The sequence below is a fragment of the Enterococcus sp. DIV2419 genome (genome assembly GCF_051711865.1).
Lineage (GTDB): Bacteria > Bacillota > Bacilli > Lactobacillales > Enterococcaceae > Enterococcus > Enterococcus faecalis.
Genome location: NZ_JBIONS010000001.1, coordinates 2,278,181 through 2,292,100, shown reverse-complemented (window position 1 = coordinate 2,292,100; position 13,920 = coordinate 2,278,181). Strand labels below are relative to the sequence as shown.

The window sequence follows — 13,920 nt, the reverse complement described above, 5'->3', positions numbered from 1 at the left end:
ATGGCAGATTTTTTTATTGACGTAATTGTTTTTGATAAATTCTAGCGCAAGACTGCTCTTCAGTGGTTACCATTGTCAAAAATTCCCAGTCATATCTTTCATAAAAAGTAGTATGGTCTGTAAGCAGATAAAGCTTTTTAAGTCCAAAATTAGCAAGAAAATCACCAACTGTTGTTAAAAGAATTCCTGCTAAGCCTTGGTGACGAAATGTTGGTTCGACATACAATGCACAAAGGTTTGGCGTAAGGTCTGCACGATTGTGGAAGTCATTATCAATTACGCCCACGCCTGCAACGATGTCCTGCTGTTTATTCAAGCAGACCCACCAATGAGGTACGTGGTTTTCGCTAGTTAGCATTTCCTGCATACTTGCTTGATACGCTTCAGCGGGGATTTGCCACTTTTGGCTAAACCATTGAGCAGCTGACGGAATTAAGTGTGGTTGTTGGTTTAAATCGATAATAGTATAGTTAGACATTATTAATCTCCTAGATAAAAGAACAGATCCCATTGAAAAGAAACAATGTTGGATCTGCTCTGCATTTTTTATTAATTGGAATGTTTGCTAGCTGGGTCTAAACGCCGTTCAATAATCCCTAGAACCCAATCTGTGATAATCGCCATAAAGGCCGTTGGTAAGGCACCGACTAAAATGATAGAAGCACCATCTGTGGCATTGGTTCCACGAATAATAATATCCCCTAAACCACCAGCACCAACGAAAGCACCAATCGCAGTAATCCCGATTGCGACGACTAACGCATTTCGAATACCTGCCATGATTACTGAAACAGATAAAGGTAACTCGACCATATAAAGAAGTTGTACTTTTGTCATACCCATTCCTTTACCAACATCTAAAATATTGCGATCCACTTGAATCATGCCAGTGTACGTATTCTTGATAATTGGCAGGAGAGAATAAAGGAAGACTGTTACAACCACCGTGTTGACACCTAAGCCCATCCCCAACATTAAAATCGAAAGCATTGCCAAAGCTGGTACTGTTTGGATAATGTTCGCTAAACGGATAATCCAGTTGGCTAAGCTACGTTTACGTGAAATCATAATCCCGATAGGAATCCCGACAATTGCAGCAAAGATTACGCCATAAATCGAAATTAAAAAGTGACGTAAAAATTGTTGAAAGACGTAGCCGCCATTTTGTTGGAAATAGTAGATAAATTGTTGGAATAAATTCATATTATTCATCTGTTACTCCCCCTCAAAATAGTTATTTTCTTTTAAGAAACGTTCGGCTACGACCGCAGGTTCAATTAAATCATTATCTGCTTGATAGTTCAATTCTTGCATTTTTTTGGTAGAAATTTTACCATCTAAGCGATTTAAGACATCTTTGATTTCCGGCGTTTCTTTTAATAATTTGTCACTAACCACAGGAGCGGCATCGTAAGGCGGGAAAAAGCGCTTGTCATCTTTTAACATGACTAAATCGTAACTACCAATCCGGCCATCTGTTGAGTAACCTAAGATAACGTCCATTTTTCCAGCGTTGACTGCATCGTACACCAAGCCAATTTGCATTGGTAAAATAGATTTAAATTGGAAGTTGTATTCCTTTTTAAAGCCTTCATAACCGTCGCCTTCACGTGTGATCCACGCAGTATCGACACCAGCAACTAATTTGTCTGCGACTTTCCCTAAATCACTGACTGTTTTTAAATTGTATTTCTCAGCCGTTTCTTTTGTAACTAAGAATACATAAGTATTTTCAAACCCATATGAAGGGAACCAAGTTTGTTGATAACGTTTTTCAAATTCTGATTGAACTAGGTTAAACGCTTTTTTAGGGTCTTTTTCCGCTGGTAAGCCAAGCGTAGTAGTCACGTCAGTACCAGTATAACGAGCTGCAGAAATTGAGGCATCTCCGTTTAACATTGCTTGGTGATTGATGGTAGTAGTGGCTAAGTTGTTAATCACATTTGTTTTTTTATCTGTGTAATGCTCAACCATATCCGCTACAATGCTCCCTAAAATCTGCGCTTCTGAAGTAATCCCACCTGTAATGGCGACAGTGTTATCATCAGAAGTTGAAGCGAGACCAGGTAAAGAACAACCTGCCAATAAAAGTAAACTGCTTAAGAAGAGTAAGCTTAACTTGAGTTTCTTTTTCATCATTATTCGCCCTCCCTTAAAGCTTTTGGCGTTAAACGATTTTCTAATAATCCAAGAAGAACATCTGCTAAAAGCGCTAAAATAGTTACCGGAATAGTCCCGCCAAAGATTAATTCTGGCTGATAGTTATTTAATCCACTGAAAATCATATCACCAAGACCACCTGCACCAATATAAGAAGCCAGTGTAGCCCAAGCAATGACATAGACAGCAGCTAAACGAATGCCGGCCATAATTGTTGGCATGGCAATGGGTAATTCAACACTAAAAATAGACTGTAAATTGGTCATGCCCATGCCTTTAGCAACATCTCGGTAATTTTCATCGACATTTTTCATTCCGATATACGTGTTTCTTAAAATAGGTAGAAGGGAATAGATGAATAGCGCGATAATAGCGGGTGTTTTGCCGACACCAAAAATTGGAATCATCAAAGCTAATAAAGCCAACGAAGGAACCGTTTGTAAGGCACTTGTTAAACCAATGACAATATTGGCTACTTTGGGCAAACGTGTTAACCAAACGCCAACGGGCACAGCGATAGCGACCCCTAATAAAAGTGCAAAGAATGAAATATAAATATGTTCAATACTTTTTGAAATCATTTCTGATCCATATTCTTGAAAGAAGCTACTCATTGCTTACGCCTCCTCTTTATCAGTTTCGGACTCGCTTTGTTTTGCTTCTACAGCTTCACTAATCGTTGTTTCATCGCCCCAGATAACATCATAAACAATGTCAACAAGGGAAGCACGTGTTAAGATGCCCACCACTCGTTTTTGTTCATCAACGACTGGCACATATTTTAAGCCGCGTTTTAAGATTCTTTGTAAAGCATCACGTAAAAGAGCGGTTTTTTGAACAAAGAAGACATCTTTATTCAAGATATCACCAACACTAGAAGCTTTGCCACGTTGCTGATCTAATGTTTCAACATCGATAAAGCCTTTAAGCACATGGGAATTATCAACAACTAATAAGGTATCAACCCGTTTTTCACGCATCAATTTAATCGCTTCTTGTAAAGATTTTTCCGGCGTGATAGTAATAGCTGAATTTAACATGACTTCATCAACAGTGGTGAAATCAGGTTTGGCTTGTAATAGGCGATCTTCTCCGATGAGTTCTTCTACAAATTCATTGGCTGGATGACGTAAAATATTATCTGGTGTGTCAAATTGAATTACTTTGCCTTCGCTCATAATGGCAATTTTATTTGCTAATTTCAACGCTTCATCCATATCATGGGTAACAAAGACAATAGTTTTTCCTAAACGTTCTTGCAAATCTTTCACTAAATCTTGTAATGAATCACGGGTGATAGGATCTAAAGCGCCAAAAGGTTCATCCATTAGAATAATATCTTGATTGGCAGCTAAAGCCCGCACAACCCCGATTCTTTGTTGTTGTCCCCCAGAAAGTTCATTGGGATAGCGGTCCAACATTTCTCGTGGTAACTCAACCAAATCAATCATTTTTTCGGCTATCTTATTGCGTTCTTCCACAGGTACTTTTAATAATTTAGGCACTAAAACGATATTTTCACGAATGGTCATGTGAGGCATCAAGCCGATATTTTGAATGACATAGCCAATTTGGCGACGTAGCTCTACAGGATTGATTTTTTGAATATCTTGGCCATCAATTAAAATTTTTCCTTTTGAAGGGTCGGTCATGCGGTTAAGCATCCGCATTGATGTTGTTTTTCCACTACCACTTGTTCCGATGAAGCAGATAAATTCACCTTTATCGAAAGACAAATTAATGTCATCAACGGCGACTTTTCCGCCTTTATAAAATTTTGATACATGCTGAAATTCTATCAACTTACTCACCTCAACTAAATATTTTGAAAATGTATCTTATTACTAGTATGCTATAAAAATGCGATTTCGACAAATGTAATCTATTTTTAATGGGAAAAAGAAGGCGGTAAAATTTTTTTAATTCGTTCTAAAAAAAAGAAAAGATAACTATTGTTTAGTAAAAGTTGTCTGAACGAAACAAGATGTTAAAAAGAGTATTCTGAGAAGGGGGAAAAGCCGCTATAACAAAGAAAAGTGTCCTTTATAGCAAGTTGACGGGAGCTGAGTTTTTCATTAGAATGGAAAGAGAACAAGGGAATAAAATAAAAAAAGGCGCTTCATGATTTAGCGGCAACTAAATCACGAAGCCTTGAATAGTCACCTGTGCAAGTGGACCATCAAGTTGCCCGTTCAATCAATGGAAACCATTGATCACTTTTATTTTACTGAATTTTTGAAAAAATTACCAGTTTTTTTAAGAAGTAAGAAGTGGAAGAACGAAGGATGCTTTTTATGGAATGTGCAATGACGTTCAGAAAAATCTGAAGGTCATTTTTTATTCTCTTGTTCAAACATTCAAACATAGGGGAAGAGAGACGGACGTAATTTTGTCACCGATTATTACGTCCGTCTTCCGTTGTTTTCTAAAGCGTTGGTTACATGTCTTTGTAGAGGTTGGCTTCGATTGCAGTCCGTTTTGGTTCTAAAAAAGGCGGTAAAGCCAATGTTTCCCCTAAATGTTCCAGAGGCTCATCCAATGTAAAGCCAGGAGTCAAAGTAGCAAATTCAACCCGATTCCCGCCTGGTTCACGAATGTATAAACTTTTAAAATATCCACGACTTACATACATTTCAATTTCCCAACCTTGTGCTAAAGCGCGCGTGTGTAGTTCTTGTAATGCTTCATCATCAGCCACAGAAAAAGCAATATGATCCATACTGCCACGCCCCATTCGGCTTGTTTTATCCGACGTTGTTTGATGAACAGAAAAGCTTTCCGTCTCACTTAAAATAATCGTATTGCCAACTGCTTGCCAACCAAGAAATGTTTCAAAAAAGGCCAAGGTTTTTTCAGAATCTGGCACATGAAATTCAGTAGAGGCTAAACCGATAATTTGAACCGCTGCTGGAATGTCGTTAGAAACAACGAGTGTTTCTTTTAATGGATTTTCAGGAACTTCTGTCAGGATAATATGCGTATCATCTGGATCACTGAAATGGAGGCTCTTTTCTTTTTTGTTAAATGGAATTTTGTTTTCTGTTAAACGTTGTTCCCAAAAGGAAAGGCTGTTTTGGGGAATTTTTAAGCCAATCGTGGCTAAATAATTTTTTTCTTCATAGCGGTTGCCTAATAAGGGCACGATAAAAAAAGTTACTAAGCTTCCCGGTGTGCCTTGATAATCGCCATAAAAATAATGAGGCATGCGATTGTTGTCTTGATTTACGGTATTTTTGACAAAACGTAAGCCTAACAATTTTGTATAGAATGATTGGTTTTCTTGACCATGACGCGCTAATAGTGAAACATGATGAAATTGAGCATGCATTTTGAGTTCCTCCTCTAAATAACTATGTATACTTACTTAAAGTAAGTATAGTGCTTCTGACATTTTTTGACAACTATTTAGTTTGATTCAGAAGGCTGACATAGCCAGAAACAAGAAAAAGTGTTAGAATAACCAAGATAAAAACTAGTAGAAAGAGTGACGGAAATGCTAAGTACAGAAGATTTTGATTTTGATTTACCAGAAGAATTAATTGCTCAAACCCCACTAAAAGATCGCGCTAGTTCACGATTATTAGTTGTAAATAAAGAAACAGGGGACATGGAGGATAAACATTTCCATGATATTCTTGATGAATTACAGCCTGGGGATGCATTAGTCATGAATAATACACGGGTACTGCCGGCCCGTTTATATGGAGAAAAACCTGAAACAGGCGGTCATTTGGAAGTTTTACTTTTAACAAATACAGAAGGCGATACATGGGAAACCTTGATTAAACCCGCGAAACGTGCAAAAGTCGGCACGGAAATTCAATTTGGCGATGGTCGGCTAAAAGCGGTAGTTAAAGAAGAGTTGGAACATGGTGGTCGAATCATTGAATTTAAATATGATGGTATTTTCTTAGAAATTTTAGAATCGTTAGGAGAAATGCCATTGCCGCCATATATCAAAGAACGTCTAGATGACCCAGATCGTTATCAAACGGTTTATGCTGAAGAAAATGGTTCAGCTGCAGCACCAACAGCGGGTTTGCATTTTACAAAAGAACTATTAGAAGAGATCAAAGCAAAAGGTGTTCATCTCGTTTATTTAACTTTACATGTCGGTTTAGGAACATTCCGTCCCGTGAGCGTTGATAATATAGAAGAACATCATATGCATAGCGAATTCTATCGTTTAACTGAAGAAGCGGCTAAGCAATTAAATGAAGTGCGCCAAGCAGGCGGTCGGATTGTTGCGGTTGGAACAACTTCTATTCGTACGTTGGAAACAATTGGCACAAAATTTAATGGTGAAATCCAAGCTGACAGTGGCTGGACCGATATTTTTATCACACCAGGGTATCAATTTAAAGTCGTAGAGGCTTTTTCAACGAACTTCCATTTACCAAAGTCTACGTTGGTGATGCTTGTGAGTGCCTTTGCAGGAAAAGACTTAACATTGGCTGCTTATCAACATGCAATTGAGGAAAAATATCGTTTCTTTAGTTTTGGCGATGCAATGTTTATTAAATAAGCGACACTTTGTGAGCAGAATACTTGGGATTGAAACAAAAATATATTATGATAAACACGTGATTTTTGGAATCACAGTAAAGGTGTGCTTTATTTTTTCTTCCCCTGTAAATAATAAAGTTAGAAACCAAAACGCTACTAGAGCAAAAATGCTTAGTAGACAATCTTAGAATAAAAAGAACGACGCAACCACGGTTGCGTCGTTCTTTTTTTATGTAAGCAAAGATTAATTATTGAAACAACAATACGAAGAAGTGCTTTCTTCGTATTGCCGGTACTAAGTTGTACCTCGGCAACTCCAAGTACAATCAGAAAAATTGTCTTGTTAAGTACAGCTTATACTGTTTAGGCTTCTTGTTCTACATCGTCATTCAGTGTTTCTTTGAAGGTGAACACATCATCAATGGTTACGCCAAAGACGTTCGCGATGTCATGCGCAAGAAGTAATGAAGGATTGTACTTGTTTCGTTCCAGTTGAATAATTGTTTGTCGAGAGACACCGACTCGATTGGCCAAATCTTGCTGAGTCATACGAGCCATAGCACGATAAACATGAATTGAACTTTCAAACGAAGATTTTTTCTTTTTTCGCATAGCATTCCCTCCTTTAAAAGAAGATAAAATAGAATGTGCACCTTGAATATAACACATATGATTATTTGATACAAATATATTTTATTGCCTAAAAGAAAAAACCGAGCTTAAATTTAAGCTCGGCCTTGTTAACGGGAAGACATCAATTGGTTGAATAAGTGTTTACATTTCGCGATACATGTAAAGCAAAAGGTGAACGTGATGTGGTGAAACTAAAACCTTGTTTTCATACAGTTTCGACGCTTGGATGGTGGATAACTTGCGTTAGGTGATAACAGATAGGGTAAATGCTTTATAGAAACTCCATCCTTCTATAACCTTTCCCTATTTTCCGATACGAGTTATCACTAACAATTACTCTACACGTATTGTTTACAGGTGAATCTTGCAATTCTAACAACTTTGAGTTTACCGATTTTTATCTACTGAGAAAATCTTCAACCAATTGATTTGCATGTCCTCCTTACACTTAAAGAATAGCACCTTTTGGAAGCGTTTGCAAGTTATAACACTTATTAATAAGATTAAATATAATATTTTTCTGGTTATTTTATAACATGTAAAATAAATAATTGTGCGAACTAAATAACATTGTATTTTTTGTTGTTTTTGTGTTGAATATATAGAAATAAACTATTTTTTATCAGACAAAATGAAAAAAATGTCCATTGCTTTTTGGCTGAATTCGTTTCTTTTTTCATAAAATTCCCATAATTAAATAGAAACATTGTTGTAGCAACAACGAAAATCCCGGTTTTTTTCATCCATATGAGAGAACGCTAAGCCAAAGATGAAAAAAGTTGCGTGTTCAAAAAAAATCATGTTATATTTAATAGAGACACTATTATATAGGAAGAAAAAATTAGAGGGGGAATAGGATGGAAGCTTACAAGCAAACTGTCGATACTGTCACAAAAGAAGTTTCAGTCAATACTGAAACTGGTTTAACACAACAAGAGGCCCAACAACGGCTGAAAGAAAATGGCCGCAATCAATTTGAAGAGGCTAAGAAGGATTCTGTGTTAAAGAAATTCATTCACAGTTTATCTGATTTTACGACGATTATTTTATTAGTTGCTGCGGCAATTTCGTTTTATACAGCAATCGTAACAGAACATGGCGAATATTTTGAAGGAATCTTAATTATTGCAATTGTGATTATCAATGCTGTTTTAGCCATTGTTCAAGAAGGAAATGCTGAAAAATCTCTGGCGGCTTTACAAGACATGAACAAGCAAAGTAGCGCAGTCTTACGAGATGGCAAGGTAATCGAAGTCGATGCTGAAGAACTAGTAGTAGGAGATGTTCTAGTTCTTGAAGCTGGTTCAATGATTACAGCCGATGCACGACTTATTCAAGCTTCTCAAATGCGCGTAGAAGAGTCAGCACTAACAGGTGAAAGTGAACCTGTTGAAAAAGATCCTACATACGTGGGGCATGACGATGATGGCTTAGGAGATCAAATAAATATGATTTTCAAAGGCTGTACCGTTGTGAATGGCCGCGGACGAGCAGTAGTAACTGCAACAGGAATGGATACAGAAATGGGTAAAATTGCTGGGTTACTGAATAACAGCGATCAGCAAAAAACACCATTACAAAAACGCTTGAATCAATTAGGCAAACGTATTAGTTTGTTAGCCTTAGGGGCTGCGGCAATTGTTTTCATTATTGGTGAACTGCAAGGAGAACCGCTTCTTGAAATGTTTATGACAGCCGTTTCCTTAGCGGTGGCAGCTGTACCAGAAACACTAACCGTGATTGTAACGTTAACCTTAGCATATGGTGTTCAAAAAATGGCTAAGAAACATGCGATTATTCGTCGATTGCCAGCAGTAGAAACGCTAGGAACTGCGAATGTTATCTGTTCTGATAAGACAGGAACACTGACACAAAATAAAATGCGTGTCCGCCGAGTATGGCATCGTGGTGATGAAGTAACGGATACGGAAGATGCCATGACCGATGAAGCCATGGAAGTACTGAAAATGGCTGCTTTATGTACAGATGTCATTGTGGAAAAAGAAGGCGATGAATTAACTGTTACAGGGAATCCGACAGAAGCGGCAATTGTTCGTGCTGTCGAAGAAAATTATCATACTAAAGAAGAACTTGAAGAAAAATATCCTCGTATTGGTGAAATTCCCTTTGATTCAGAACGAAAAATGATGACTACGGTCCATCAATGGGGGAAAAAGTACATCTCAATTACTAAAGGAGCCTTTGATGTGTTACTACCTCGTTTTGGTTTCGGAGATGTCGATCAAGCGGCTATTGTTAATGATCGTTTCGGAAAACGAGCGTTACGAGTTATTGCTGTCGGTTATGCCGTATATGATGAACCACCCAAGGAAATTACATCGGAGGCTTTAGAAAAAAATCTTCGCTTGTTAGGCTTAATTGGCATGATTGATCCACCACGTCCAGAAAGTAAGGGCGCCATTGCTCGTGCGAAAAAAGCTGGAATTAAAACAGTGATGATTACTGGTGATCACGTGGTAACAGCCAGTGCAATTGCTAAAGAATTAGGAATTTTAAAAGATAAAAGTGAAGCCTTATCTGGTTCAGAACTGAAAAAAATGAGTGATGAAGAATTAGATAAACGGGTTAAAGATTTATCCGTTTATGCACGTGTAACCCCTGAAGATAAAATTCGAATTGTTCAATCATGGCAACGTTCTGGCGCTGTTGTAGCAATGACCGGAGATGGCGTGAATGATGCGCCAGCCTTGAAAGCTAGTGATGTCGGTTGCGCAATGGGGATTACTGGAACAGATGTGGCCCAAGGCGCTTCAGATATGATTTTGACGGACGATAACTTTGCAACTATTGTTGATGCAGTGGCGCAAGGACGTGCCGTGTACCGAAATATTCGTAAAGCCATTAACTTCTTATTAAGCTGTAATATTTCTGAGATTTTTATTGTTTTAATTGCCATGTTACTTGGTTGGGGTGCGCCATTTACTGCAGTTCAACTGTTGTTTGTTAACGTGGTCGCAGATGGGTTACCTGGTTTTGCATTAGGAAAAGAACCAGCGGAAAAAGGAATTATGGATGAGGCACCAATCCCTAAAAACGAAGGGATTTTTGCACGAGGCTTATGGCAAAAGATTGGGATTAATGCAGCAGTGTTCACAGTCATTACTTTGTTTGGTTTTTACCTAGGTGCCTTTGTACCAGGTGTTTCAGCCTATGTTTCAAACAGCTATGAAGTTGGACAAACAGTGGCATTTTTAATTTTAGCTTATTCCTCTATCTTACATGTCTTTAATGTTCGTAGTGCGAACTCTGTTTTCCGTGTAAAATTATCAAGCAACAAGTCGCTCTTTGAAATGGTCGTTTTAGCATTACTAATTACCACAACCATTGCTTTATTACCATTCACACAAGAACTATTTGGATTAGTGCATATTAGTTTAAATCATTGGATGTTAGCAATTTTCCTATCCTTTGTGCCAATTTTCGTCAATGAAATGATTAAGTTCCATTTCTCTGAAGTCGAAGAGGAAGAAGAAGTGATTTAAATTTAACAGGAATAAAAGGAGCTACCTTTGTTCAGAAAATTATCTTAATAGTTAGCAAGTGGGGCAGCAGTCGTTTCGACTGCTGCCCCACTTATTTTTGATTTTCCTTTTTTCAAAATAGGTGGGTTTCTTATCTAAGATGAACATTCTCTAATAAAAAGACTTGCTAAACGATTTAAAACGTATTATAGTGAGTAGCATCGTTAGTCAAAAAGCGCTTTTTGACTAATGAAAAAGATATATAAAACGTTATATAATAAAGAGTTTTAAAAGTTTTTATGGAGCTGTTGGTTAAACTAAACGAAGTCATTTCTTTTGTAGGAGGAAAGTATTGTGTTACACAAAGCAGAGGGGTTTGATCGTCGGAAATTTACGATGGCAGGGATCTTAGTTGCCATGGGCGTTGTCTATGGAGATATTGGAACGAGCCCTTTATATGTAATGAAAGCCATTGTAGGAGATAATGGTGGCTTGGCACGGGTTTCTGAATCGTTTATTTTAGGTTCGGTCTCATTAATTTTTTGGACATTAACTATCTTAACCACGATTAAATATGTTGTTATTGCTTTAAATGCTGATAACCATGGAGAAGGTGGGATTTTCTCTCTTTATACATTGGTTCGTAAAAAAAGTAAGTATTTGATTATTCCCGCAATGATTGGCGGCGCCGCTTTACTGGCTGATGGCGTTTTGACCCCAGCTGTGACAGTGACGACAGCGATTGAAGGCTTACGGGGAATTCCAGCATTTTTTGAACGTTTTGGCAATGACCAAACGATTATAGTGGTTATTACGTTGACGATTATTTTAATTCTTTTTTCTGTTCAACGATTTGGAACAGAATTGGTCGGGAAAGCTTTTGGGCCGATTATGTTCTTGTGGTTTACTTTTTTAGGCATCATTGGTTTAATGAATTTTAGCCAAGATTGGACGGTTATTCGTGCATTAAATCCATATTATGCTTTGCAATTACTAGTCAGTCCAGAAAATAAATTAGGTCTATTTATTTTAGGGAATATTTTCTTGGCTACAACTGGTGCTGAAGCTTTATATTCTGATTTAGGGCATGTAGGAAAAATGAATATCCGCATTAGCTGGCCGTATATTAAGATTTGTTTGATTCTTAATTATTTAGGGCAAGCTGCGTGGTTGTTAACGGTCAAAGAAAACCCTGAAATGCAGGCATTAGCTGAAATTAACCCATTTTTCCAAATGATTCCACGAGGTATTCTTGTATTTGGCGTTGTTTTTGCAACAATCGCCGCAGTGATTGCTTCGCAAGCGTTAATATCAGGTTCGTATACTTTAGTTTCTGAAGCGATTAAATTGAAGTTATTACCAAGACTTAAAATTATTTATCCTGGGAGCAATATCGGTCAAATGTATATTCCAGCGGTAAATTTAATTTTGTGGTTAGCTTGTTCAGCAATCGTGCTGGCTTTTAGAACATCGACACACATGGAAGCTGCGTATGGTCTATCGATTACGATTACGATGTTAATGACAACCATTTTATTGTTGTTTTATCTTTTGGATAAAATTCCAGCTTGGTCTGCGTATCTAATTTCCTTGTTCTTTGCTGCCATTGAAGTTGTCTTTTTCTTTTCAAGTGCTGCGAAGTTTTTCCATGGTGGATATGTTGCTGTGGGAATGGCAGTCTTCTTGTTATGCATCATGATTATTTGGGAACGCGGCAACGAGATTAAGGAAGCGACGGCGGAACAAGTGTCGTTGGAAAAATATGTACCACAACTTAAAGCTTTGAAAGAAGATACATCTGTACCTATGTATCAAACCAACGTGGTCTTTTTAACCTCCGATCGAGTGGACGGCGAAATTAATCGTAATATTATTTATTCGATTTTGGACAAACAGCCAAAACGAGCGAATGTTTATTGGTTTGTTAATGTTCAGGTAACAGATGAACCCTTTACTCAAGAGTATTCTGTTGATATGTTAGGGACTGATTTTATTGTGCAAGTTCAGCTATATTTAGGCTTCCATATTTCTCAAGAAGTGAATGTATATTTAAGACAAATTGTTCATGACTTGATGAAAACAGGCCGCTTGCCAAAACAGCCACAACGTTATTCATTAACGCCAGGAAGAGAAGTTGGCGATTTCCAATTTGTATTAATTCAAGAAGAATTATCTAACGTTTCTGAACTGAAAAAATGGGATCGACAAATTATGCAGGCAAAATTAGCTATCAAAAACTTAACTACCTCTCCTGAAAGTTGGTTTGGCTTGGAATACAGTGAAGTCAAATATGAATCCGTTCCTTTAATCATTGGCCCACAACGGAAAACGCACTTAGTCGAACGAAAGAATCGTTCATAAATAGAAGAAATTTAACTAAAAGATTGAGCCTAAGTCCTTGAGATACATGGCTCAATCTTTTTTGTAGAATCAGAGTAAATACTGTAATTCCACAAAGAATTCATTTAAAAGCGTTTGGTCTTTAAAGGAATTCATCCGCTTAAAGATGGCCAGTAAGACTTCTTTTTGAGGTTCAGTTAATTGATCTACTTTTAACAAAGGAAGAAAAGCGATAATCAGAGAATAATCTAATTCTGGATTTTGAGAATGTGTAAATAATTCATGGAGTTCTGACAAAATAAACGGTTGATAATAAGATTGGTCAGACTGTTCTTCTGCAGTTGTTGGTTCATAAATAGAAATACTCTCTTGGGAATGAGAGGGGGCTTCTACTGTTAACGGAAAAGCATAAAAGGACTGCTGTAACTTTTGCGCTTGAATCATAATTTTTAAGGAATCGTGATAGGATAGCTGTTCTTCAGATAAACGTCCCATCAACTGAGTAAAAAAAGGTGGTTTTAGCAGTTGTTTATTTTGAAAATTTTCTTTCAATAGCTGGCGTACAAATCGATCAAAATCACCATAAAGTAGCCAATCTACTGTTGTGTCACAGGCTTTAGCGATTTTTTTTAAGTATCGTTTATTGGGTAAATTCAAACCTAGTTCCCAGTTACTAATTGTACTTCCACTAGATAAACCAATTTTATTGGCTAAATAACGTAAAGTGTACTTCTTCTTCTTTCGAGCTTCACGCATGCGCGCCCCGACTTGCTTTGTAGTAATTTTCATTGAAACACTC

11 protein-coding genes are annotated in these 13,920 nt (G+C 37.4%); 3 read left to right on the top strand and 8 right to left on the bottom strand.

The window, feature by feature from the left end; all coding sequences use genetic code 11:
• Window positions 1-13 precede the first annotated feature (13 nt).
• The 6 genes from IGI97_RS10795 to IGI97_RS10770 form a co-directional block, all read right to left on the bottom strand.
• Window positions 14-478: a GNAT family N-acetyltransferase gene (locus tag IGI97_RS10795; RefSeq protein WP_438738611.1), complete on the bottom strand. Its 465-nt coding sequence runs from the start codon at window positions 476-478 to the stop codon at window positions 14-16.
• A 71-nt stretch (window positions 479-549) separates the two neighbouring features.
• The gene (locus IGI97_RS10790) at window positions 550-1,212 is read right to left on the bottom strand and encodes an ABC transporter permease (RefSeq protein ID WP_002363261.1); all 663 of its coding nucleotides are present in this window, start codon (window positions 1,210-1,212) and stop codon (window positions 550-552) included.
• 3 nt (window positions 1,213-1,215) lie between these two features.
• Window positions 1,216-2,136 carry an osmoprotectant ABC transporter substrate-binding protein gene (locus IGI97_RS10785; RefSeq protein WP_002355743.1) on the bottom strand — a complete coding sequence of 307 codons (921 nt, stop codon included), beginning with the start codon at window positions 2,134-2,136 and terminating at the stop codon, window positions 1,216-1,218.
• A 2-nt stretch (window positions 2,137-2,138) separates the two neighbouring features.
• Complete coding sequence (locus IGI97_RS10780; RefSeq protein ID WP_002355744.1) at window positions 2,139-2,774, bottom strand: ABC transporter permease; 636 nt, start codon at window positions 2,772-2,774, stop codon at window positions 2,139-2,141.
• A 3-nt stretch (window positions 2,775-2,777) separates the two neighbouring features.
• Window positions 2,778-3,971, bottom strand: coding sequence for a betaine/proline/choline family ABC transporter ATP-binding protein (locus tag IGI97_RS10775; RefSeq protein ID WP_002355745.1), 1,194 nt, complete (start codon window positions 3,969-3,971; stop codon window positions 2,778-2,780).
• 626 nt (window positions 3,972-4,597) lie between these two features.
• Window positions 4,598-5,488, bottom strand: coding sequence for a ring-cleaving dioxygenase (locus IGI97_RS10770; RefSeq protein ID WP_002355746.1), 891 nt, complete (start codon window positions 5,486-5,488; stop codon window positions 4,598-4,600).
• 165 nt (window positions 5,489-5,653) lie between these two features.
• Between IGI97_RS10770 and queA the strand changes: the two genes are divergently transcribed.
• The gene (queA, locus tag IGI97_RS10765; protein ID WP_002355747.1) at window positions 5,654-6,685 is read left to right on the top strand and encodes a tRNA preQ1(34) S-adenosylmethionine ribosyltransferase-isomerase QueA; all 1,032 of its coding nucleotides are present in this window, start codon (window positions 5,654-5,656) and stop codon (window positions 6,683-6,685) included.
• Window positions 6,686-7,029: 344 nt separating this feature from the next.
• Here the strand turns inward: queA and IGI97_RS10760 are convergent, their stop codons facing one another.
• Window positions 7,030-7,335, bottom strand: coding sequence for a helix-turn-helix transcriptional regulator (locus tag IGI97_RS10760; RefSeq protein WP_002355748.1), 306 nt, complete (start codon window positions 7,333-7,335; stop codon window positions 7,030-7,032).
• Between the two features lie 821 nt (window positions 7,336-8,156).
• Here IGI97_RS10760 and IGI97_RS10755 point away from each other — a divergent pair.
• The gene (locus IGI97_RS10755) at window positions 8,157-10,802 is read left to right on the top strand and encodes a calcium-translocating P-type ATPase, PMCA-type (protein ID WP_174091024.1); all 2,646 of its coding nucleotides are present in this window, start codon (window positions 8,157-8,159) and stop codon (window positions 10,800-10,802) included.
• A gap of 333 nt (window positions 10,803-11,135) precedes the next feature.
• A complete protein-coding gene (locus IGI97_RS10750; protein ID WP_002381294.1) occupies window positions 11,136-13,142 on the top strand; it encodes a KUP/HAK/KT family potassium transporter in 2,007 nt (668 codons plus the stop codon).
• A gap of 69 nt (window positions 13,143-13,211) precedes the next feature.
• Here the strand turns inward: IGI97_RS10750 and IGI97_RS10745 are convergent, their stop codons facing one another.
• Complete coding sequence (locus IGI97_RS10745) at window positions 13,212-13,910, bottom strand: helix-turn-helix domain-containing protein (protein ID WP_285706066.1); 699 nt, start codon at window positions 13,908-13,910, stop codon at window positions 13,212-13,214.
• Window positions 13,911-13,920: the final 10 nt, after the last annotated feature.